The following is a 23,289-nucleotide window of genomic DNA, read 5'->3' as shown; positions in this document are numbered from 1 at the left end:
AATGAAGATGGAGTAAGTTGTCCGGCTTATTAGCAGTAACAATTATAGAAAGCTATTGTAAAACAGAACATGTTTAGGAAACATTCTATTTTGGAAAGTTCCTCTAAATTCACAACCTTTATATAAAGAAATTAAAATGACTGGTACAGACAATTTAAGAAACAGTATAATAGATAAACTGCTAACAATTTCTAACAAAGATTATTTATCTGCATTATATCAATTGGTTGAGAAAAGCTCAATAGATAATGACATTGTGAAACTTTCGGATGAACAAATTCTAATGCTACAATTAAGCGACAATGACATTAAAAAAGAAAGGTTGATTTCACAAGACCAACTAGACAAAAGTGATTTAGAATGGATAAAAGGTCTGTAGTCTGGACAGAAACAGCAGCAAGGCAGAGAAGAGAAATACTTAAATATTGGACACTCAGAAATCATTCAACTCAATATGCCGAAAAACTCATCATACTAACAAAGAAAAGGATAAATCTTATTCTTAAGAATACAAGTAGCTATAAACTAACTAATTATCCTAACACAAGAGAATCAGCCATGGGGCACTTTAGTATTTACTATAAACTTTTGGATGAAAAGTTGATAATTACAGCATTTTGGGATAATAGACAAGATCCCAAAAAAATGCTTGATATTTTAACCAAGTAAAACGGTGAGTTCTAGACTCCAATCTGGTTTCTTATTCCTTTTTCGGGATTACTAAAATCTTTAAAATGATTATAGCGGAGTTTACCCTATAAATGGCAGAATGTTAAAAAGCATTAATCCCTCTCAAAACATATAAAATAATGCAAACAGATCATTTATTAAAACAAGTAAGTTTCATAAAAGAGATTGACAAGTTAAAATACATTCAACGTAAGACTAAATTATTTAATAGCGACAGGCAAGAAAATGATGCAGAACATAGTTGGCATTTAGCAATGATGACTATTGTATTAGCAGAACATTCGGATAAGCCAATAGATATTCTTAAGGTATTAAAAATGGTTTTAATCCACGATATTGTAGAAATTGATGCAGGAGATACTTTTTTATATGATGTTGCCAAAAACCACACCAATACAGACGAGGAACTTTTAGCTGCTAAACGAATTTTCGGACTATTACCCACAGCGCAAGCCGAAGAATTTATTGCCATTTGGAAAGAATTTGAAGATGGTATTACGGAGGAGGCAAAATTTGCAAAGTCAATGGACAGGTTTGAACCATTATTACAAAATACTTCTAATAATGGTGGGACTTGGTTAGAGTTTAATGTTCCCTATCAAAAAGTTTATGATAAGAAAAAAGCAATTAAAAACGGTTCGACAACAATTTGGAACTATGCCGAAAATTTAATAAACGAAAGTGTGGATAAAGGAATTCTTAAAAAATAATTGACTAAAGCCTTGCTGTTCTAGCTATTTATTTTGTTAAAAATATTGGGATTAGCTAAGTTGAATCAGCTTTCAAAGATCATGTCATCAACCTACGCACCATTAAAAAATACTTCGGCAGGAATACTAAAATAATCTTTAAGTTTTTGAGCCATTTTTAAGGTAATTTCTCTCTTGCCAAAAAGTATTGCCGAAACATGTCCTTTGCTGCCAATAATAGACTCCAAATCTTTTGATTTCATTCCCATTTCCTGCATTTTATACTTAATAACCTCTAAAGCGTCAAGCTCTGGCAGATGAAAATGTTTATCATCATAATCCTTTACCAAAACCACTAATAAGTCTAATTCTTCGCTTTCTGGCGTATTTGGTGCAGCATAAAATATTTCCATCATTCTTATAGCAGCATGATGATATTCCTCTTCGGTTTTTAACACTTTCCAGCTCATCTTTATATTTTTTTTCAGTTAAAATTGAGGTATCAAAAGCAATAGTTTCTACAAATTTATGGAAACTAAGAAATTTCATACGCTTCAACCCATTATTTCTTAGTACTATTTATCATAGTCTACTTAAATTTAGCTCTGTGAACTTTGAGCCCTCTGTGGTTATTTTTTTTCTTATTGTTTTTCAATGCTTTATTATTTTTTTTAACCACAGATATTCAGAGGTCATAGCGGTAATAAAGATAAATATTTGATTAACAAGCTGTTCCTGATGTTAGCTTTAAGCGCATCTTGAACTTTTAAATACAAAGAATGTGTCATCCGCTTTAACTCCAAAAGGTTCAGCGTTCCTTTTTTAAAATCACTGAAATTTTTAACATGAAGATGGATGAAGTTGTCCGGCTAATTGGCAGAAACAATAACAAAACAAATCCTTAAGCTTTAAAAGGTGTTTATCAAAGATTTTTTTAGCTAAATTTGAACTATGGGAATAATGGATAATCATATAGAAAGCTTAAAAAAACTATGTAAGATTTACCATGTAGAAAAAATGTACCTATTTGGGTCTGCCTTAACTTCTAATTTTAATCATAAAAGTGATGTTGATTTACTGGTGAAATTCAAACCCATTGAATTATCTCAATATTTTGATAACTACATCAATTTAAAAGAAAAATTAGAATCTTTATTTGGTCGTGAGATTGATTTAGTTGAACAACAAACTTTACGAAATCCCATTTTAATTAAATCAATAGACCAATCCAAAGAACTAATTTATGGATGAAAGAATTCTCAAATGGTTATTTGATGTGCAAATATCTATTGATGAAATAAATGAGTTCTTCCAAAACGAAGAAAAAGATTTTTTCAAATATCGGAACAACATCATGCTGAAAAGAGCTGTTGAAAGAAATCTTGAAATTATTGGTGAAGCAATGAACAGAATTATCAGTCGTGATAAATCCTATGCTGAAAAAATCACCAATGCAAAGGCGATTATTGGATTAAGAAATCATGTAATTCACGCTTATGACAATATTTCAGATGAAAATATTTGGTCTATTTTAATTAATCATTTACCTAAATTAAAAATTGAAGTTGATTATTTGATTCAAGAAACCTAGCTTTTGGCTGTTCGTCATATCAAATAATTGCATTAATCACTTAATAACGTATGAATATCTCTGTAGAAAGCTTTTACAACCAATTAAGTTCTGATTATACCGCATTAATTAGTAAATGTGTGCCTAGGTATGAGGAGATTTTTTACAACCTGTTTTGTTATTTACCCAAAGATTTTAAACCTCAACGTATTTTAGATTTAGGTTGTGGCACCGGGAATTTAACTGCTGCCATACTCCATCATTTTCCAAATGCCGAGATTCATGCTTTAGATATTTCTGCGGATATTTTAAACGAATGTAAAACGCGGTTTAAAGAAAACACTAATATCATTTATCATCAACAAGATTTTAGTGTTCTAGATTTTCCAGAAAACCACTTTGATTTTATAGTTTCTAGTATTGCTATTCACCATATTAAAGATGATGAAAAGAAAAAACTGTATCAACAAATATTAACCATACTAAAACCCAATGGCATATTTGAATTTGCCGACCAAACCCGTGGCATTACCGAAGAAATTTATCAAACTCATATTGCAAGGTGGAAAATCGAGGCTCTTAAATTAGGCTCGACCCCAAAAAACTGGGATATGTGGATGCAACATCAAACAGATCATGATTATCATACACCGGTGGTTTGGCATTTGGAGCAATTGAAAGAAGTAGGCTTTACCAATATTGATGTGCTTTGGAAAAACATCATGTGGGTAATTGTGTATGCGCAAAAGAAATAGGATTTAGATCAATTATCTTTTACATTGCAGTCCCTAAACTATTAAACCTGATTATGAACAAAAGAATCTTATTTCCCATTTTTGCTGCATTACTTTTTACAGCTTGTACCTCTTTAAATAAATCACAAATGTGGTTTTATAATCAAGATATTTCTAAAGGTTTAAAGCCTGTTGCGTCTTACCAAACCAATAAAGATGAGTTTGAAAAACAATACAATGCGAATAAAGCAGCTTGGGATAAAGCTTTTGAATTTATGAAAACTCAAGATTTAGTAACTTTAGCACCAGGCAAATACCCTATTGATGGTGAAGAAGTTTTTGCTTCTATTACTGAAATAGTAGACAAACCGCTTAAAGATACTAAATGGGAGTCTCATCAAAAATATATAGACCTACAGTATGTAATTAAAGGTGAAGAAAAAATAGGTATTGCGCCATCTGCAAAAGCTAAGATTGTAAATGCATACAACCCTACTAAAGATGTTGCCAATTATGAAATTGATAAAGCCTTTTATGCCAAGGCTACTCCAAAAGAATTTTATTTATTTTTCCCTTCGGATGCGCATCGCCCAAATATTAAGGTGAATGAGGAGAAAGTGAAGAAGTTGGTGATTAAAATAAGGGTGAAGTAAAGGGGTGCTTCGAATTGGTCTATGATTACAATAAAGATGCTTCGACTCCGCTCAGCATGACAAACGTAATGGAAAATGCTTCAACTCCGCTACCGTTGAGGTTTTATTTAATTTTCATTCTTTTAGTTAATTAATAAAGATTCGACAACTTTCTAATCACGTCTGCAAGAAAGTTGTCGAATCTACACTAGTATAACAAATCTGGATGGAGATGCTTCGACTTCGCTCAGCAGGACATAAAATTGGATTCTTCAACTTCGCTCAGCATAATAAAGATTCGACAACTTTCTAATCACGTTGGCAAAAAAGTTGTCGAATCTACAATAGCATTACAACTCTGAATAAATGCTTCGACTCCGCTCAGCATGACAAACTCATTAGAAATCCTTTGACTCTATGATGCAGCGTTCGGATTTTTTAAATAAAGGAGAACCTGAATATCATAAACCCGATAGCAATGAAAATGCCCACAGCTTTTTTAGCGTGGGCATTGTAATGAATAGCGGGACTATCGGCACAAAAAAGCGAAGAACCTTGCTTTTCAAAAAAATTTAAAACTTTAAGTGTTTTACCGTTTGTCCTTTATTGATGAGCTGCTTTAAAGAATCTATACCAATTTTAAGGTGCGATTCTACATGATCTGAAGATGTTTTAGAAGAATCACTTTCGGCTGTCTTCACTCCTTCTGGAATCATAGGTTGGTCTGAAACCAATAATAATGCGCCAGTTGGTATTTTATTGGCAAAACCTGTAGTAAAAATAGTGGCTGTTTCCATATCTACGGCCATGGCTCTTAAGCTTTTAAGGTACTTTTTAAATTTACCATCATGCTCCCAAACTCGGCGGTTGGTAGTGTAAACCGTACCCGTCCAGTAATCTCTAGAATGGTCTCTAATGGTGGTAGAAATAGCCTTTTGTAAGGCGAAAGCAGGTAACGCCGGAACTTCGGCAGGCAAATAATCATTTGAAGTTCCTTCTCCTCTGATGGCTGCAATGGGCAAAATTAAATCACCTATTTCGTTCTTTTTCTTTAAGCCTCCGCATTTCCCTAAAAACAGGGCTGCTTTTGGTTTAATAGCCGTTAACAAATCCATCATGGTAGCGGCTAATGGGCTGCCCATTCCAAAATTGATGATGGTGATGCCATTAGCAGTCACACTTTGCATGGGTTTATCTAAACCGTAAATTGGTGCGTTGTTATTCCATTCTGAAAACAGTTGCACATATTTAGAGAAGTTGGTGAGTAAAATATAATCTCCAAACTCGTCTAAAGGCCTACCAGTGTAGCGTGGTAACCAATTGGCTACAATGTCTTCTTTAGATTTTAAGCCCTTTTTAATAGGCGTATTTACTTCTTTGGGTGGTTTTGGAACCAGTTCTTTTTTAATGTCTTTTTCTTCGTTCATAAATTTTATGTTTTATAAAAAAGCCTCCCATTTTTTATTCGGGAGGCTTTTTTTATGCTGCTTTTAATTTCTTGAGATCTGACTTTTCAAATTTGTCCCGGGCATATTCTATATCTATCAGCAAGTTTTTAGATTCTTGCTTCTGCGAGGGGATTTCAAACATGGCATCTATCATAATGGCTTCGCAAATGGACCTTAACCCACGAGCTCCTAATTTAAATTCCATGGCCTTATCTACTATAAATTCATACACCTCCTTATCAAAATCTAAAGCGATATCTTCATATTCAAACAGTTTTTGATATTGCTTGATTAATGAATTTTTAGGTACGCTAAGAATATTTAAAAGTGTTTGACGGTCTAAGGGATCTAAATGCGTAATTACCGGCACACGACCAATCAGCTCGGGAATCATTCCGAAAGATTTTAGATCTAGCGGGGTGATGTATTTATACAGGTTTTTTAAATCTATTTCTGAATCATCAGCCTTCACTTTATAACCTACGGTTTGGGTTCTTAAACGGTTGGCAATTTTTTTCTCGATACCATCAAAAGCTCCTCCGCAAATGAAAAGGATATTGTTGGTATTTACAGGAATCATTTTTTGATCTGGATGTTTTCTACCGCCTTGTGGTGGTACGTTAACAACCGTTCCTTCTAATATTTTTAGAAGAGCTTGTTGTACTCCCTCGCCAGATACATCTCTGGTGATAGATGGATTATCACTTTTACGGGCTACTTTATCTACCTCATCTATGTAAACAATTCCACGTTCTGCTGCGGTTACATCATAATCTGCAGCTTGTAATAAACGCGTTAAAATACTTTCTACATCTTCCCCTACATAACCAGCTTCGGTTAAAACGGTAGCATCACAAATACAAAAAGGAACGTTTAAAATTTTAGCAATGGTTTTAGCCAGCAAAGTTTTTCCGGTTCCGGTTTCGCCCACCATCATGATGTTAGATTTTTCGATCTCTACTTCATCTTTACCAATTTTTTGGTTGAGCCTTTTGTAATGGTTATATACGGCAACTGCCAATACTTTTTTTGCAGCATCCTGACCAATCACATATTGATCTATGTGACTTTTGATCTCTTGTGGCTTTAAAAGTGTAACGGCAGATTGGATATTTTTTCCTTTTTTGAGTGTTAACTCCTCGGCTAATATTTCATTAGCTTGCCCTACGCACTTATCGCAAATATGTGCATCTAAGCCAGCAATAAGCATTAAGCTATCTAACTTGCCTGCACCACAAAAAGAACATTTGATATCTTTTTGACTTTTACTCATTATTTTTCTGAATTTGAACCTAATACCTCATCAACCATACCAAAAGTTTTGGCTTCATCTGCTTTCATCCAATAATCTCTATCTGATGCTTTTTCTACCCAATCATAAGTTTGACCAGAATGCTTAGAAATGATGTCATATAATTCTTTTTTCAATTTAAGCATTTCTCTTAAGTTGATCTCCATATCAGAAGCTACGCCTTGTGCGCCACCTGATGGTTGGTGAATCATGATACGAGCATGTGGTAAAGCTGCTCTTTTACCTTTAGTGCCTGCACACATAATTACCGCTCCCATAGAAGCTGCCATACCGGTACAAATAGTAGCTACATCTGGTGATATGTATTGCATGGTATCATAAATACCTAAGCCTGCATAAACAGATCCGCCGGGTGAATTGATGTAAATTTGAATGTCTCTTTTAGCATCTGTTGATTGTAAAAATAATAACTGAGCTTGTATGATGTTTGCATTTTGATCATAAATAGCATCACCTAAGAAAATGATTCTATCCATCATTAAACGGGAGAAAACATCCATTTGCGCCACATTTAACTGGCGCTCTTCTATAATATAAGGCGTCATCCCGCTTGGTCTTAAAATACCTTCGGTGTGATTAATGTATCTATCTACATGTGCGCCACCAATTCTGTGGTGCTTTACTGCGTATTTACGAAATTCGTTTTTATCTATATTCATTTCTTTATTTATTGAGGTAATAGGCTACCTAATGTTAAATTTATTTTCAAACCCCTCTTATTTTGTATTAAACAGCAAATTATTGAAGGTGTTTTTATTTGCCAATTTATTTATTTTTCAAGCAAATAGAGCAAGTTTATAATCAATAATACGTAATATTTTAATAAATAATTACAGCTTTTAATATTTAAAATTGATAAAGAAAACCTAAAATTTACTTACTGGCTTTTATAAATAGCAAAAGCAGCCTTTTTTGGAAGACTGCTTTGCAAATATAAATCCTTTAAACTAAATGTTTACAACTATTGAAGTTCTAAAAACTTGTTATAATCTATTTCTTTTTGCTCTAAAGTGAAAACAGTTTTTAAATGATCAAAAACCTTTTGAGCTTTTACTTCATCAAAAATACGGTTTGCGTTTTCTTTTTCTTGCAAAAACTGAGCGGTGTATTGTCCTAATTGTTCTTCTGTTAAACCTTGTGGGCTATACATTTTAAACTGCCCTTCTAAACGAGCTTTAGCCATTTGGTAAACATCTTCGTATTTGATCTCTAATTTTTGATCTTTTACAATTTTGTTTTCTACTAAAGTCCATCTTAAGTTTTTAGCGAAATCATCGTAGCCTTTTTCTAATTCTTCATCAGAAATATCTTTATTGCTGATTTCTAACCAACGTTTTAAAAATGCATCTGGCAAAGCCATATCAGCCTTCTCAGAACCGTATTTGTAAAGATCAGCTGCTAATCTTCTTTCCGCATCTTGAGTCATCATCGACTCTAGTTCTTCGGTTATTTTAACTCTAAATTCTTCTTCGGTGGTTACTGTTCCAGCACCAAAGAGTTTATCAAAGAACTCTTGATTAAGGTCTGACTCCTCTAATCTGTTAATGTTTTTTACAGTTAATTTAAATTTAGACGTTGGAATAATTGGGTTCTCTTCGTCTAATTTTAAAATTTTAATCAACTGTTTTTCGTCATCTACTGCGGTTACTAAATCAAAAGATTCAACAACATCATCTTTCTTTAAGCCAATTAATGATTTTAACGCTGTGGCGTCTTTCACTATGTCTAATCTTAAAGAAGTAGTTACGTTAATGCCACCTTCAAAAACAGAACCATCATTATTCAACTGAATAAACTCTCCAAAAACCACATCACCATCTGCCACTACGTCAGGATTTGTCATTTTACCATAGCTTCTTCTTATATTTTTTATTCTCGAAGCTAAAGTTTCTTCATCAACCTTAATAATGTATTGTGTTAATTTATCTTCAGCACTGAATTCTAAATCTACTTTTGGAGCAAGACCTAATTCGTAATTAAAAACAAACTCATCATTAAAATCCCAGTTAAAGCTTCCTTCATCTTCCTTTGGTAAAGGCTGACCTAAAATTTCAATTTCGTTTTGTTGGATATAATTATTTACAGAATCTGATAATAAAGCATTGATTTCTTCAACCAAAATGCTTTTTCCGTACATTTTCTTTACATGTGCAGGAGGAACCATTCCGGGGCGGAAACCAGGAAGCTTCATTTTTTTCGCCTGATCTTTAATGGTTTTATTTACTTTTTCCTGATAGTCTTCAGGAGTGATTTTAACGGTTACTATTGCGCTTAGATCATTGATCTTTTCCTGTGTAATGTTCATTGTAAGTATCTTTTTTAATGCAACAACTTTATACAAAAATCCCTCCCAGTTTATTGGGAGGGATTGATTTAGTGCGGAAGAAGGGACTCGAACCCCCACGCCGTGAAGCGCCAGATCCTAAGTCTGGTGCGGCTACCAATTACGCCACTTCCGCATTTAGGACTTTTTCATCAAACAACTTTCGTTATTTTGGACTGCAAAGATATGATTTGTAAAATGGATTTCAAATGGTTTTTAAAAATAATATTGATAAAAATAAACACACTTATTAAAACACCGTTTAGCGCTAATTTTGAGTACTTTTAAAGAAATAAAGCTTTCATGTTTAGGCATACCGGAAAAAGCAGAACTTTTCTACATAATTTAAAACTAGCAGCCTTACTTTCTTTAGTCGCCGGAATAGTAAATGTAACGGGAATATTTGCTATTCATGAATTGACGACTAATGTTACTGGCCACTTTGCTTTTTTTGCCGAAGAAATTGGAAAGAAACAATACCTGAACGCCGTTCATTACCTCCTTTTTATCTTATCATTTTTTACAGGCGCATTTATATCTAGCTTATTGGTAGAAAGTATTTCGAGAATAAACCTAAGATTAACCAACATAATTCCTATTCTATTAGAGGCTTCTATTTTAGTAGCTATCCCTATTTTAGGAAACCACTTTGTGCAATTTCATGCTGTTTTAATTGCTTGTTTTTTACTATTTGCCATGGGGATGCAAAATGCTTTAGTAACGCAAATATCCAATTCGGTAGTAAGAACCACGCACCTTACCGGCTTATTTACAGATTTAGGTATTGAGCTGGCGCAGCTGTTTTACTTTAGAGAACCAGCACAGCTTGCTCGTTTAAAATCATCTATCAGGTTAAGGTTGATGATTATTCTGTTTTTCTTTACCGGATGTGTTTTTGGAGGATTTCTTTACCATTATATTGAGCTATACTCATTGTTAATAGCAGCATTATTTCTTATTGGAGGTTTAACTTATGATGTGGCCAAGTTTAAATTTAAAATCATGCTCAGAAAATATAAAATCAAAACTTAAGCGTTTTAAAGTAATAAGCCGCTTTTAACAACCTACTTCCATACCAGCTAAACATTTCTCCGTCAACCAATTTAACCGTTACGGCTGGCCATAATTTTTGAAAATCTTTAATATGATCATCTTTGAAAGGATAAGGTTCTGACGATAATAAAACAACATCAGGATTTAAATTATGTAATTCGCTTTCGCTGATAATTGGGTAACGATTTAAATTGGTCACATTTTCTAAACCACCGTATTTTAACATTTCGTGAATAAAAGTCTGTGTTCCGGCCAGCATATAAGGATCTTTCCAAATAAAATAAGCTACTTTTTTAATCGGTTTTTGAGATACACCCAATTGAATTGCTTCAAAATTACTTGCTATTTCTTTAGCCATTAATATGGATGCTTCTTGCTTACCTACTAAATCTCCAACTGCTTTAATCATATTTAAAGCATCGTTTAAATTGTAGATATCACTCATCCAAACCGGGAACTCTTGCATCAACATTTCTATTTGCTGTTGCTCATTCTCTTCTTTATTTCCGATAATAAGATCGGGTTTTAGGCTTCTGATTTTTTCGATATTTAATTTCTTTGTCCCTCCAATCTTGGTAGTTATTTTGAATTTATCTTTGGGATGAATGCAAAACTTAGTAACCCCTACCACCTCCTCATTTAAACCTAAATCAAACAGTAATTCTGTTTGCGAGGGCACTAAAGAAATGATTATTTTAGGCGGATAATTAATTTGGATGGTTCGTCCTAATTGATCGGTAAATATTTTTTTCTGCATCATCTGCAAAATAAACAATTTGAAACGAATGGAAAATTCATCCTCTAAAATTCATCTCAGCTGGTATATTTTTCTGGCTATTTTATTTTTAGTGGCTCTTTATCAATTAGCTTATTTAACACCTAACAGAACAGATATTGCTTCTATCTGGACTTTCTTAGCCTTGGCTTTTATTGCTTATTTCAGTATTTTAAAGAGATTTAATGATAGCAATCATCAAAAATTAAATTTAGGACTAGCCATTATTAGTCGGTTGCTTCTTTTATTTAGCTTTCCACTTTTAAGCGATGATATTTACCGTTTTATTTGGGATGGAAGCTTAATTCTACATGGCATTAACCCCTTTAGTTTTACTCCGCAAGAATTGATGCTTGAGAAATTAGATTGGCTTGATCCCCTTCTTTTTCAAAAGATGAATTCACCAGCTTATTATTCGGTTTACCCTCCTATTAATCAATTAGCTTTTTTATTGAGCGCCATCCCTGGCAAAGGGAATTTATTAGCCTCTGTTATTATCCTTCGCATATTCATTTTAGCATTTGATATTGGAAATATATTTATCCTTAAAAAATTATTACGTTTTTTTAAGAAAGACGAACGTTTGGTATTTATTTACGCCTTAAATCCGCTGGTGATTATAGAGTTCACCGGAAACCTACATTTTGAAGCGGTCATGATATTTTTCACCTTACTTTCGGTTTGGTTACTGCATACCAATAAATGGATTTTGGCTTCTTTAGCTTTAACATTAGCCATTAGCGCAAAGCTTTTACCCATTATATTTTTACCACTTTTTATTCATCACATTGGTTGGAAAAAAACATTTTATGCAGGCTTATTTATTGGTTTTACTACCTTAATTTTATTCCTTCCATTTATTCACAATCTTGAATTAGCTGCTAACTTTTTACAAAGCATACAATTATACTACGGCAAATTTGAGTTTAATGGAAGTGTTTACCAGCTTTTAAAGGAAGTAGGATGGAAAATACTGCACTACAACCCTATTGCTTATACCAGTAAAATCTTATTAGCATTTACGCTGATAGGGTTTTTAATCACCTATATTAAAAGTAAAAACATCATTGAAGGAATATTCTGGCTCCTTTTTATTTACACCCTATTTGGCGCTATTGTACACCCCTGGTATATGTTGATTTTGGTGGCCTTTACTCCGTTTTTAAAATGGCGATTTGCGATTGTTTGGTCGGTTTTAATTTGTTTAAGCTACTTTACTTATAGGGTGATTCCTTATCAGGAAGAAATGTTTTTGGTATGGATAGAATATGGATTATTGGGATTGTTTATGTTTTACGAGTTGGTTTTTAAGCCTCGAAGAAGAGAAATATATTAGGATAACCCATGATGTCTCTATTAGGATAACCCGAGGGTTATCCCTACACCATTTTCCTAATTTGTTGTTGTTAAGCAAATTATCAAGATTTGGAAATCATTCCTGTAGGGATAATACTCGGATTATCCGTTCTGAAATATTAATAGGATAACCCGAGGGTTATCCCTACACCATTTTCCTGATTTGAGGTTGTTTAGCAGATTATTCAGATTTGGCAATTATTCTCGTAGGGATAATCCTCGGATTATCCGTTTTGAAACATTAATTTAGGATAACCCGAGGGTTATCCCTACACCATTTTCCTTATTTGTTGTTGTTGTTTAGCAGATTATTCAGATTTGGCAATCATTCTCGTAGGGATAATCCTCGGATTATCCGTTTTGAAACATTAATTTAGGATAACCCGAGGGTTATCCTTACATCATTTACCTTATTTGTTGTTGTTTAGTAGATTATTCAGATTTGGCAATTATTCTCGTAGGGATAATCCTCGGATTATCCGTTTTGAAACATTAATTTAGGATAACCCGAGGGTTATCCCTACATCTAAATTTGGTTTATTAAACCAAAAAAAATCCCCAAACTTATACAGATTTGAGGATTCATTATTTTTTCTGATTTGATTACCAGAAAAGCGTATAAAGTGCTACTAAAATTCCAACAATAATTAAAGCTCCGGCAGCAAAACCGCTGTTCACTCTAAACATTTTAGTATCTATTTCTAATCCTTTCACAGGAACGCCTCTCGCATGGTCGATTTTACTGATGATGTACATTACGATGATACAGATAATGAATACAAAGCCCATTCTATCTAAGAAAGGTATTTCATACAATAAAGCTCCATCTTCTTGTTTCACTAAAGTTGAAAATCCAAATCCGCTTAAAAATTCTAGATTCATTACAAATGGCAAGAATTTTAATCCAACAGATAACAAGAAACCACCAATGGTTGCAAACATGGCCGCGTTTGAACTTGTCTTTTTCCAGAAGAAACCTAAAATAAACATGGCAAAAATACCAGGAGAAACAAAACCTGTGTACTCTTGAATAAATTCAAATCCACCTTTTTTATCAATCCCTAAAAAAGGAGCAATAATTACTGCCAGCAACATAGCTACCACTACCGTTATTTTTCCAGTTCTAACCAATGATGCTTCAGAAGCATCTGGTCTCATTTTCTTTTTGAAAATATCTAAGGTAAAAATGGTAGAAATACTATTTACTTTACCCGCTAATGATGCTACTACAGCAGCTGTAAGTGCGGCAAAAGCCAAACCTTTTAATCCGGCAGGTAACAAGTTTAACAATACAGGATAAGACTTATCTGGATTTAAAACACCATCAGGACCTAACATTTCTGTTTGTAAACCACCTTTAGTATAAATTACGTACGCAGCAATACCTGGTAAAACTACTATTACTGGCATTAATAACTTTAAAAAAGCCGCAAATAAAATTCCGCTTCTGGCAGTTTTTAAATCCGCACCTAAAGCTCTTTGGGTGATGTATTGGTTACAGCCCCAATAGTTTAAATTTACAATCCACATACCACCTATAAGCACCGTTAAACCCGGTAAACTTGGGAAATTAGAATTGGTTTGATCAAATATCATGTGAAAATGGTCTTCAGATTGGTTCATCATATAGTTAAACCCATCTACCATTCCTGTTTGTCCGTTTAATTCTGCCACCTTATTTAAAGCTAAATAAGTGGTCACTAATCCTCCGAAAATTAAAAATACTACCTGAATTACGTCGGTATAGCCAATTACCTTCATCCCGCCTAAGGCAATAATGATGGCGAAAAAAGCAAGCATATACATACATAAATCAATATTTAAACCCGAAATACCATTAATTGCTAATGCACCTAAATAAAGTATGGATGTTAAATTAACTATTACGTAAAGTAACAACCAAAAAACAGCCATAATCATAGCTACGTTACCATTATAGCGCTCACTCAAGAATTGAGGCATGGTATAAATTTTGTTTTTTAGGTAAACTGGAATGAAAAATACAGCCACAATAATTAAAGTAGCGGCAGCCATCCACTCATAGGTAGCAATTGCTAATCCCATTTTAAATCCGTTTCCAGACATGGCAATAAACTGCTCAGAAGAAATGTTAGAAGCAATTAAAGAGGTTCCAATAGCCCACCAAGTTAGAGAACCTTCTGCTAGGAAGTAATCTTTTGAGTCGCTAGTTGCGCTTTTCTTTCTACGGTAAATCCATAGGCCATAAGTGGCTACTGTGACAAAATAAATGAGGAATACGATGTAATCCGCGGTTGCAAGGGTTTTCATTAATTATAAAATTGGTTTAGGTTTATCAATGATTTTGATATAAAATTCTCTCCGTTCGGGATGCAATTTAGTTTCTTATAATGAAATTCCAAAATTGTATATTAAATAGCGTGTATTTTTTACAATAAGTCTTTCTAAAGACAATTAAATTGTCAATTTAACAATTAATTTATGAATAAATTATTTAGGTTTCATTTATTAGCTGATATCTGCTTTTAGAAATTAAAGTTTTTTGGTTTTTAGAAACGTAATGGCTTTCGTTGTTCTCAAGTTTGGTGCTTGTCACTTTTTTGTATTGTTTATTGTTTTTCAAAGGCCTTCATGCTTTCATTGCACTCAAGTTGTTACTTTTTTGCTGAAGAATCCTACTTAAGCATGCTTGAGGGCAATTAAAAACATAAATACTTGCGAAAAAAGTAATAGGCCTCCGCGGCTATGAGCGGCGAGATTATGAATTGAAAAATTGAATTTCAATAAAACAGTATTTTGCCAAAACGCTCAAGCCTCTCCGTCCCTAATGGCGGGACAAGCCTAGTCACTTTTTCTTGATAAAAAAGTAACCAAAAAATCAAGGCTTGATGAATATTTGTTCAGTAAGCCTCAATAAATCTTTAAGCGCCTGCCTGCCGGCAGGCAGGCAAACCGAAGCCGTGGGAATGGCTATGGATTAACAAAGTTTATGCACCACTCGTCGGTTTGCTAAGGGTAGTGCATTAAAAAGGTTTCTACAAAAGATTTATTGGACTTCCTTTCCAAATCTTCATAGGCCATCCTTACTATGGCGCTCTGCATTGTTGATATGCTTATGCTTGGCATAACGACTTTGCAAAGGCACAATCTTAATTGGAATAGTGAATCTCAAAATTAAATTCAGAACATATAGCACCAACCATTCATAACCGTCTTATTCCGCCTTGGCGATTGCGGGTAGCACTGAAGAAATATTTGCAGAAACTTTCATAGCAATCGGCGTAGCGGCGGCGTTTTGGTCCTTTTGCGCTGAAGCAAAAGGACAAGGCAAACTGCGGCTATGAGCGGCGAGATTATAAAATTAGAATACTAATTTCAATTAAACTATTAAAGCCCAAATCGCACAAGGCTTTCCGTCCCTAATGGCGGGACAAGCCTAGTTACTTTCTCCTTGATGAGAAAGTAACCAAAGAATTAAGACTGGCAGAACATTTGTTTGAAAAACCTCATTTGGCTTTGAAGCACAATTTTGAGCCGTGGGAATGGTTCTGCTTCACTAAAGTTTCTACAACACTTTTTAAAATTGTTTAGTTTCAGTGGTTTATTAAAGTTTCTGCAAAAGCCAAATGGATTTTTCTTCCAAATCTTCTGAGGTCGTCCCTAAATTGTGGCTCTGTATAGTGGCTTTGCAAATCTCAAATGTAATAGGAATACTAAATTCAATAAAAAATGTCATCTCTTAATTTTATAATAAAAAAAGGTTATTTCAACATTAAATTGAAATAACCTTTAAAATCTGATAAGGGAAATAATAATTCCTAAACTATTGACCGAGCAATCCCTAATTCTAAACCTCTTAATTCGGCTAAACCTCTTAATCTTCCAATACCTGAGTAACCTGGATTGGTTTTTTTATTTAAATCATCTAACATTTGATGTCCGTGATCTGGTCGCATTGGAATGCTTACTTGTCTTTTCTGCATTAAAGCAACCACTTCTTTTACTACCGCATACATATCTACATCGCCTTCTAAATGGTTGTCTTCAAAAAAATCGCCAAACTCGTTTCTTTTGGTGCTTCTTAAGTGTAAAAAGTTAATTCTATCGCCAAATTGTTTCACAATTTCGGGCAAATTATTATCGGGTCTAACCCCAAAAGATCCGGTGCAAAAACACAATCCATTACTTAAAGATGGCACTGCATCTACCAAATCCTGCATATCCTGAGCAGTACTCACCACTCGGGGCAAACCTAAAATAGCATAAGGAGGATCATCTGGATGAATTACCATGTTCACTTTATTGGCTTCGGCAACTGGAATAACTTGTTGTAAAAAGTAAATGAGGTTTTTCTTTAACTGTGGCGCATCAATATCTTGATACTGATCTAAAGCTTCCTGAAATTTTTCTACCGTAAAGCTTTCTTCACTTCCGGGCAAACCGGCTATAATATTTCTCTCGAGCAAGGTTTTATCTGCGGCAGACATGCCTTCAAACCTTAAAGTAGCCCTTTCAATCTCTGCTAATGTGTAATCCTTAGCGGCATCTTTTCTTTTCAGAATATATAAGTCAAACGCAATGAAAGCAGCCTTTTCAAACCTTAAAGCTTTTGAACCATCTGCTACGGTATAGGCTAAATCGGTACGAGTCCAATCTAAAACAGGCATAAAGTTGTAGGTGATGGTAAAAATGCCACAGTCGGCTAAGTTTTTAACAGATAGCTTATAATTTTCTATATGCTTTAAATAATCGCCGCTTTGGGTTTTTATAGCTTCAGAAACGGGTACACTTTCTACCACGTTCCATATTAAACCAGCACTTTTAATTATTTGCTGTCTTTTTTGAATTTCTTCTACCGTCCACACTTCTCCGTTAGGGATATGGTGCAATGCACTCACTACGCCCTCGCAGCCTGCCTGCAATAAATCTGATAATTGAACCGGATCATTTGGTCCGTACCAACGCATAGTTGGTGTCATTTTATAATTTTTCATCTAATTAATTTGATGATTTGGTGATTTGAAAATTTGATGATGCTTGTGTTAAAGTAAATTATTGATGCTAATTGAGTTGGTGATTTGAAGATTTCTAATCCTTTATCCTTGCTCCTTAATCTTTAATCCTCAAACACTAACAACTTAACTTACACTCCAGAAAAAGTTGCAAAACCACCGTCTACATTCACAATAGAGCCGGTTACAAATTTTGAAGCATCACTTAGTAACCAAATTAAAGCGCCTTCTAATTCATCTGCGGTACCAAATCTTTTAAACGGAGTTTGTTTAATAACCAAGTTTCCTCTTTCTTTAAAAGAACCATCGGGGTTGGTTAATAAGTTTCTGTTTTGCTCTGTTAAGAAAAAACCTGGCGCAATGGCATTCATTCTAATTTTATCGCCGTAGCGGTTGGCTAATTCTACTGCAAACCATTTGGTATAACCATCAATGGCACTTTTTGCCATGCTGTAACCCAAAACTTTGGTAATTGCTTTTTGCGAAGCCATTGATGAAATATTTACAATACTTCCGCTTCCTGTTTTCGCAATTTCTTGTCCGAATACCTGAGTTGGAATAACAGTACCAAACAAATTAAGATCAACCACTTGCTTTAAGCTGTCCATATTTAAATCAAAAACCGAAGCTGTTGGTTCTACCACCGCACCCGGCATATTTCCACCGGCAGCATTTACCAAACCATCAATTTTACCATATTTTGCTAAAATCAACTCTTTAGCATTTTGTAAGGCTGTTTCATTTAAAACATCTGCAACAACGGCAAAAGCATTTCCACCGCTCGTATTAATTTCGTCGGCTCTATGTTGTGCAACTTCGGCATTTCTACCTAAAATAACCACACTCCCACCTGCTTGTGCTATTGCTTTTACAAAAGATGCTCCTAAAACACCTGTACCACCAGTAACCACAATTACCTTTCCCTTTAAAGAGAAATTTTCTATGCTCATATCTATTTTATTCTATTGCTTTATAATTGATTCTGAAAATAAGAAAACGAGAATTTTCTAATTAAGTCTCAAATTGCCTAAAAAATTGAGGACTATATAATTTTAGGGCAAAAAAAAATACGCAACCCTTACCGAAAACGCCTATTCTGATTTTGAAACCTGCAAGTCCTGAAGTTTTAAGGTGGTTTTAATTTTTGAGGGTTACAGCTATTAAACAGCGACCAAAATTTCTAAAAAATAAATTTGGGGTTTCCCCGCCAACAAATTCATCGTTTAAAATGGGAAGTATTTGCAAGGCGGGGCCACGCTATTTGTTGCAATCTTTTGTTTCCAAAAAAACAAAAGGATTTTCACTGCTATCGTTAACCCAGAAATAAAGAAAGTATTAAATTTTAGAATCTATCCTTTAAAACAATTATCTCTATGCCATTTCAGATAATCTTGCCCAGGAAAGTGGTGTTCATGGACTGATGGAGGCTTTGGATGAGAAAATAAATTAGCATTTTAGCCTCATTTGGTTATTTCACTGGTTTTACCCCTTCAGATGTCATGATGACTCTTTTAATAGTTCCATCTTTGTTATAATATAAATAATCTATACAAACGGAACGGTGAAAACTGCCTGCATCAGCTGCCAAAGCACCATTATGGTACACAAAATATGATTTCCCTTTAAAATCTATGATGGCTTGGTGGTTGGTGTTGGAGTTTCCGGCTATTTCATTGATAATGCCTTTGTACTCCCACGGTCCGTTAATGTTACGGCTCATGGCGTAGGCTATTTTCTCGGGAAATTCTGTAGCATAAGATAAATAATACCATCCGTTTTTTTGATGAACCCAAGGTGCTTCGGTAAATTTTGGCACATTGACGGTTTGCATTGGACCATCCATTTCTATCATGTTCTTTTTGAGTTTCACATAATTTAAAATGGTGTTTCCCCAAAAAAGATAGGGTTGGCCATCTTTATCAACAAATACAGTTGGGTCAATATCGTCCCAGCTGATGTTGGTGCCTTTGGTCATGTCGTTGGTAATTAAAGCCGATCCAATAGCGTCTTTAAAAGGTCCGGTTGGGCTGTCTGAAACGGCTACACCAATAGATTTGCCATGTATTGCGCCATGACTGATGGATACAAACCAGTAGAATTTATTGTTATAGTGAATGACTTGAGAAGCCCAGGCATCGCCTTTTGCCCATGCAAAATCTTTTACCGAAAGCGGTGATGGATGTTCTGTAAAGGTTTGCATATCTGTGGTAGAAAAACACAGCCAATCATGCATTACATATGAGTTTTTTCCTTTTGCAGCTTCATCATGCCCGGTGTAGAGGTAAACTTTGTTATTGTAAACCAAAGCAGAAGGATCTGCAGTGTATTTATGGGTGATGATGGGGTTTCCGTTAGCTTTAAATACGGTGTCTTTAACTGTATTTTGTGCATTCATATTTTGCGCAAAAAACAGGGTAAAGCCTATAGTTGTTGAAAGCATAAATAATGCTTTTCCTCTTTTTAATTTAGCGGCAATTTTTGATGAAATCATAAAACATTTTTTTGGCCTTAATTGGTATTAAGCAATTTAAAAATCTAAAATAGACAATTAAATGTTTTATTGACAATTATTTTTATGTTTTATTAATCTATTGCTAAAGCACAAGGCCGATGCTCAAATTTAAGCATCGGCTTGTATTCATTTAAAAAAATGAGTTGTTTATCTTTAGTAAAATGTGGTTGTTTTGGTTACGTTTTGCTTGGCTTTAGATTTTTGTATTCTTTTTAGTTTACCTTGATTTGGCCATTGATCAAAAGGGACATTGTTTAATGCACTAGCTACATCAATATATCTGGGCGTAAGTTCTTTATTATTATCTGTAACGCCATCTATCACATGACCAACAATAGGTGCAAAAATTAGATTCCCCCAAAAATAAACGCTGCCATTTTTTGGTTTTAAATCTACCATGGCTGTTTTACCTGTAGATGCTGAAGATATTTCTAAAGTAATTGGCTTTTTAAACGGCACATTTACAGCTGACGAATAAAAAGTATTGGTTACATTACCTACACCACCCGCAGCAAAAATTTCTGAAGATATATCTATTTCTTTTCCGTCTAATTTTACCACCACATCTTTTGGGGCGTTTACAATAAATGATGGTCGTTCTCCCTTAGATAATGCAGCGCCGATAGTACCGCAGGAGCTAAATGTTACCATGCTTATTGCCGCTAAGGTTAAGATTTGGAAAGTGTTTTTTTTAATACGTTTAAATTTTTCATGTTGTTTGTTTTAATGATTTGTGGATGAAGAGGTTGATTGAGCATGATCAAATTTACTTAGGTGATGAATTGGAATCAATTACACTTTAGTTGTATTTATCGGCGGTCCTTTATCTTCAAAGGTCGTCCTTGCTTTGTTGCTCTGTTATAAGGATTTGCTACGTCGCTCTGCATAACCTTAGCAAAGGCACCATCTCCATTGGAAAATCAAATTCAACTCAACCCCAAGAAGTAGTCAGACAAACCAAAGTATACCGTCTTATTCCGCCTTGGCGATTGCGGTTGTGGTGAAGAGGTTTAAGCAGAACCTTTGTAGCTAATGGCGCCTGCAGGCAGGTAGCGGTGGCATTTTGTTACTTTTTCGCTAAAGAATCCTGCGTAAGCATGCTTGAGGGCAATTAAAACAATAGAAACTTGCGAAAAAAGTAATAGGCCTCCGCGGCTGTGAGCGGCGAGATTATGAATTGAAAAATTGAATTTCATTAAAACAGTATTTTGCCAAAACGCTCAAGCCTCTCCGTCCCTAATGGCGGGACAAGCCTAGTCACTTTTTTCTTGATAAAAAAGTAACCAAAAAATCAAGGCTTGATGAATATTTGTTCAGTAAGCCTCAATAAATCTTTAAGCGCAAACCGAAGCCGTGGGAACGGCAGTGAATTAAAAAAGTTTATGCACCACTTCGTCGGTGTGCTGAGGTTCTTCTTTTATGTAAGTTTCTGCAAAAGATTTATTGGTCTTCCTTTCCAAATCTTCATAGGCCATCCTTGCTATATAGCTCTGCATAAACGTTTTGAAAAGGCACAATTTCAATTGGGATAATAAATTTCAAAATTAAATTCAGAACATTTAGCATTAACCAAGGTAAACCGTCTTATTCCGCCTTGGCGATTGCGGTTGTGGTGAAGAGGTTTAAGCAGAACCTTTGTAGCTAATGGCGCCTGCAGGCAGGTAGCGGTGGCATTTTGTTACTTTTTTGCTAAAGAATCCTGCGTAAGCATGCTTGAGGGCAATTAAAACAATATAAACTTGCGAAAAAAGTAATATGCCTCCGCGGCTATGAGCGGCGTGATTATGAATTGAAAAATTGAATTTCATTAAAACAGTATTTTGCCAAAAGCTCAAGCCTCTCCGTCCCTAATGGCGGGACAAGCCTAGTCACTTTTTTCTTGATAAAAAAGTAACCAAAAAATCAAGGCTTGATGAATATTTGTTCAGTTAGCCTCAATAAATCTTTAAGCGCCTGCCTGCCGGCAGGCAAACCGAAGCCGTGGGAATGGCTATGGATTAACAAAGTTTATGCACCACTCGTCGGTTTGCTAAGGGTAGTGCATTAAAAAGGTTTCTACAAAAGATTTATTGGACTTCCTTTCCAAATCTTCATAGGCCATCCTTACTATGGCGCTCTGCTAAATAACTTTTGATGGGAGATTTGCAAAGCCGAAAAATCGATTGGAATAGTGAATTTGACTTAACCCACAGAAGTAGCCTGACATGCCAAAGTACACCGTTTTATTCCGCCTTGGCGATTGCGGGTGGCATTGAAGAGGTAAAAGCAGAACCTTTCATAGCAATCGGCGTAGCGGTGGCTTTTTTGAATACTTTTTCAGCTAAAGGAAAACTGCGAAGCACTCTTGAGAGCTTTAAAAAAACATTTAAAAAACTGCGAAAAAAGTATTTGCCCTACCGGCGGCATGAGCCGGATGTGTATGAATTGGAATACTGAATTTAATTGAAACGCCAATTCCCCAAAAGCTCAAACCTCTCGGTCCTTAATGGCGGGAAAAACTAATTTGCATTGAAAATAAAAATTAATAATCCGCAACTTTATTTAAAGCATCAGTACGGGAACTTACTTGTAGTTTTTCATAGATATTATGAATATGCTTTCTTACGGTTTCTATACTGATGAATAAAAAGCCCGATATTTCTTTGTAGCGATATCCTTTAGAAAGGTATTGTAAAATTTCTTGCTCTCGGTTAGAGAGTTTTTCTAACTCTGCATTTATCTTTTTTGGAGCTTCTGTTTGAAAAAATGCGACTACCTTTCTGGCTATTTGACTGCTCATTGGAGCGCCTCCTTTATAAACATCTGTAATGGCTTCTAATATTTTAACAGGCAATAAAGTTTTAGAGATGTACCCATCAGCACCAGCTTTTAAAGCGTTAAAAATATTGTCGGTATCTTCTAATGAGGTACACATCAAAAATTTCGCATCCTCGCATTTTTCTTTTAAAATTTTGACCGCCGCTATGCCCGATTGACCAGGCAAATGAATATCTACTAGTACGACATCGGGTTTTAATGAAGGCAATATTTTTAGAGCTTCTTCGGCATTTTCAAACTTTGCTGCACAAACAAAACCATCGCTCCCTTCTAGCAATTGGCCCAACATTTCTCTTAGTTCTTGCTGATCTTCAATTATTGCTACGTTTATTTTGGCATTTGTTTCCATAATCTAAAAATAAGCTGAACTTACAAAATCATCAATTA

General features: G+C 34.7%; 24 protein-coding genes and 1 tRNA gene. 10 read left to right on the top strand and 15 right to left on the bottom strand.

Going from position 1 to position 23,289, the window contains the following annotated elements:
- The first annotated feature begins 136 nt into the window (after positions 1 to 136).
- From FA046_RS12865 to FA046_RS12855, 3 genes are all read left to right on the top strand, one after another.
- Positions 137 to 379 carry a hypothetical protein gene (locus tag FA046_RS12865; RefSeq protein WP_136826921.1) on the top strand — a complete coding sequence of 81 codons (243 nt, stop codon included), beginning with the start codon at positions 137 to 139 and terminating at the stop codon, positions 377 to 379.
- Positions 361 to 669 (top strand): type II toxin-antitoxin system RelE/ParE family toxin, encoded by a 309-nt coding sequence (locus FA046_RS12860; protein WP_136826920.1) that lies wholly within the window; start codon positions 361 to 363, stop codon positions 667 to 669. Before FA046_RS12865 ends, FA046_RS12860 begins: the two co-directional genes overlap by 19 nt.
- 140 nt (positions 670 to 809) lie before the next feature.
- Positions 810 to 1,400: an HD domain-containing protein gene (locus FA046_RS12855; RefSeq protein WP_136826919.1), complete on the top strand. Its 591-nt coding sequence runs from the start codon at positions 810 to 812 to the stop codon at positions 1,398 to 1,400.
- A gap of 92 nt (positions 1,401 to 1,492) precedes the next feature.
- Here the strand turns inward: FA046_RS12855 and FA046_RS12850 are convergent, their stop codons facing one another.
- A complete protein-coding gene (locus FA046_RS12850) occupies positions 1,493 to 1,849 on the bottom strand; it encodes a helix-turn-helix domain-containing protein (protein ID WP_136826918.1) in 357 nt (118 codons plus the stop codon).
- A 490-nt stretch (positions 1,850 to 2,339) separates the two neighbouring features.
- Here FA046_RS12850 and FA046_RS12845 point away from each other — a divergent pair, with 490 nt between their 5' ends.
- The 4 genes from FA046_RS12845 to FA046_RS12830 are packed head-to-tail and all read left to right on the top strand — an operon-like array spanning position 2,340 to position 4,336.
- The gene (locus FA046_RS12845; protein ID WP_225870929.1) at positions 2,340 to 2,630 is read left to right on the top strand and encodes a nucleotidyltransferase family protein; all 291 of its coding nucleotides are present in this window, start codon (positions 2,340 to 2,342) and stop codon (positions 2,628 to 2,630) included.
- Positions 2,623 to 2,970, top strand: a complete 348-nt coding sequence (locus tag FA046_RS12840) for a HepT-like ribonuclease domain-containing protein (RefSeq protein ID WP_136826916.1) — start codon at positions 2,623 to 2,625, stop codon at positions 2,968 to 2,970. The genes FA046_RS12845 and FA046_RS12840 overlap by 8 nt, the downstream gene beginning before the upstream one ends.
- A 50-nt stretch (positions 2,971 to 3,020) precedes the next feature.
- Positions 3,021 to 3,704, top strand: a complete 684-nt coding sequence (locus tag FA046_RS12835) for a class I SAM-dependent methyltransferase (protein WP_136826915.1) — start codon at positions 3,021 to 3,023, stop codon at positions 3,702 to 3,704.
- 53 nt (positions 3,705 to 3,757) lie between these two features.
- A complete protein-coding gene (locus tag FA046_RS12830; protein ID WP_136826914.1) occupies positions 3,758 to 4,336 on the top strand; it encodes a YhcH/YjgK/YiaL family protein in 579 nt (192 codons plus the stop codon).
- A gap of 551 nt (positions 4,337 to 4,887) precedes the next feature.
- Here FA046_RS12830 and FA046_RS12825 read toward each other — a convergent pair.
- The 5 genes from FA046_RS12825 to FA046_RS12805 all read right to left on the bottom strand — a co-directional run bounded on the left by FA046_RS12825 (position 4,888) and on the right by FA046_RS12805 (position 9,534).
- Positions 4,888 to 5,742, bottom strand: a complete 855-nt coding sequence (locus FA046_RS12825) for an AMP nucleosidase (RefSeq protein WP_136826913.1) — start codon at positions 5,740 to 5,742, stop codon at positions 4,888 to 4,890.
- Positions 5,743 to 5,794: 52 nt separating this feature from the next.
- Positions 5,795 to 7,036: an ATP-dependent Clp protease ATP-binding subunit ClpX gene (clpX, locus tag FA046_RS12820; RefSeq protein ID WP_136826912.1), complete on the bottom strand. Its 1,242-nt coding sequence runs from the start codon at positions 7,034 to 7,036 to the stop codon at positions 5,795 to 5,797.
- Positions 7,036 to 7,734 carry an ATP-dependent Clp protease proteolytic subunit gene (locus tag FA046_RS12815; protein ID WP_136826911.1) on the bottom strand — a complete coding sequence of 233 codons (699 nt, stop codon included), beginning with the start codon at positions 7,732 to 7,734 and terminating at the stop codon, positions 7,036 to 7,038. The genes clpX and FA046_RS12815 overlap by 1 nt, the downstream gene beginning before the upstream one ends.
- Positions 7,735 to 8,036: 302 nt before the next feature.
- The gene (tig, locus tag FA046_RS12810; protein WP_136826910.1) at positions 8,037 to 9,380 is read right to left on the bottom strand and encodes a trigger factor; all 1,344 of its coding nucleotides are present in this window, start codon (positions 9,378 to 9,380) and stop codon (positions 8,037 to 8,039) included.
- Between the two features lie 72 nt (positions 9,381 to 9,452).
- Positions 9,453 to 9,534, bottom strand: a tRNA-Leu gene (locus tag FA046_RS12805).
- A 167-nt stretch (positions 9,535 to 9,701) separates the two neighbouring features.
- Between FA046_RS12805 and FA046_RS12800 the strand changes: the two genes are divergently transcribed.
- A complete protein-coding gene (locus tag FA046_RS12800) occupies positions 9,702 to 10,430 on the top strand; it encodes a YoaK family protein (RefSeq protein WP_136826909.1) in 729 nt (242 codons plus the stop codon).
- Here the strand turns inward: FA046_RS12800 and FA046_RS12795 are convergent.
- On the bottom strand, positions 10,420 to 11,211 hold the full coding sequence (locus tag FA046_RS12795; RefSeq protein WP_225870928.1) for an ABC transporter substrate-binding protein: 792 nt from the start codon (positions 11,209 to 11,211) through the stop codon (positions 10,420 to 10,422). The genes FA046_RS12800 and FA046_RS12795 overlap by 11 nt on opposite strands.
- Before the next feature lie 25 nt (positions 11,212 to 11,236).
- Between FA046_RS12795 and mptB the strand changes: the two genes are divergently transcribed.
- Entirely contained in the window at positions 11,237 to 12,562 is a 1,326-nt protein-coding gene (gene mptB / locus FA046_RS12790) for a polyprenol phosphomannose-dependent alpha 1,6 mannosyltransferase MptB (protein WP_136826908.1), read from the top strand.
- 623 nt (positions 12,563 to 13,185) lie between these two features.
- Here mptB and FA046_RS12785 read toward each other — a convergent pair.
- From FA046_RS12785 to FA046_RS17550, 7 genes are all read right to left on the bottom strand, one after another.
- Positions 13,186 to 14,871, bottom strand: a complete 1,686-nt coding sequence (locus FA046_RS12785) for a sodium:solute symporter family transporter (RefSeq protein ID WP_136826907.1) — start codon at positions 14,869 to 14,871, stop codon at positions 13,186 to 13,188.
- Between the two features lie 1,508 nt (positions 14,872 to 16,379).
- On the bottom strand, positions 16,380 to 17,555 hold the full coding sequence (gene uxuA / locus FA046_RS12780) for a mannonate dehydratase (protein WP_169303369.1): 1,176 nt from the start codon (positions 17,553 to 17,555) through the stop codon (positions 16,380 to 16,382).
- A gap of 149 nt (positions 17,556 to 17,704) precedes the next feature.
- Complete coding sequence (locus tag FA046_RS12775; RefSeq protein WP_136826906.1) at positions 17,705 to 18,523, bottom strand: SDR family oxidoreductase; 819 nt, start codon at positions 18,521 to 18,523, stop codon at positions 17,705 to 17,707.
- Positions 18,524 to 19,041: 518 nt separating this feature from the next.
- Positions 19,042 to 20,064 (bottom strand): glycoside hydrolase family 43 protein, encoded by a 1,023-nt coding sequence (locus FA046_RS12770; protein WP_225870927.1) that lies wholly within the window; start codon positions 20,062 to 20,064, stop codon positions 19,042 to 19,044.
- A gap of 174 nt (positions 20,065 to 20,238) precedes the next feature.
- The gene (locus FA046_RS12765) at positions 20,239 to 20,736 is read right to left on the bottom strand and encodes a hypothetical protein (protein ID WP_136826905.1); all 498 of its coding nucleotides are present in this window, start codon (positions 20,734 to 20,736) and stop codon (positions 20,239 to 20,241) included.
- 359 nt (positions 20,737 to 21,095) lie between these two features.
- On the bottom strand, positions 21,096 to 21,281 hold the full coding sequence (locus FA046_RS12760) for a hypothetical protein (protein ID WP_136826904.1): 186 nt from the start codon (positions 21,279 to 21,281) through the stop codon (positions 21,096 to 21,098).
- Positions 21,282 to 21,455: 174 nt separating this feature from the next.
- Entirely contained in the window at positions 21,456 to 21,581 is a 126-nt protein-coding gene (locus tag FA046_RS17550; RefSeq protein WP_262709955.1) for a hypothetical protein, read from the bottom strand.
- Positions 21,582 to 22,218: 637 nt separating this feature from the next.
- Here FA046_RS17550 and FA046_RS12750 point away from each other — a divergent pair.
- Positions 22,219 to 22,521, top strand: coding sequence for a hypothetical protein (locus FA046_RS12750; protein ID WP_136826902.1), 303 nt, complete (start codon positions 22,219 to 22,221; stop codon positions 22,519 to 22,521).
- A gap of 85 nt (positions 22,522 to 22,606) precedes the next feature.
- On the opposite strand, the gene FA046_RS12745 is transcribed toward FA046_RS12750, so the two are convergent.
- Positions 22,607 to 23,251, bottom strand: coding sequence for a response regulator (locus FA046_RS12745; RefSeq protein WP_136826901.1), 645 nt, complete (start codon positions 23,249 to 23,251; stop codon positions 22,607 to 22,609).
- Between the last annotated feature and the right edge of the window lie 38 nt (positions 23,252 to 23,289).

This window comes from Pedobacter cryophilus (genome assembly GCF_005116455.1).
Classification (GTDB): Bacteria; Bacteroidota; Bacteroidia; order Sphingobacteriales; family Sphingobacteriaceae; genus Pseudopedobacter; species Pseudopedobacter cryophilum.
The sequence above is the reverse complement of the archived record's forward strand: the minus strand, read 5'-3'. Positions and strand labels throughout refer to the sequence as shown.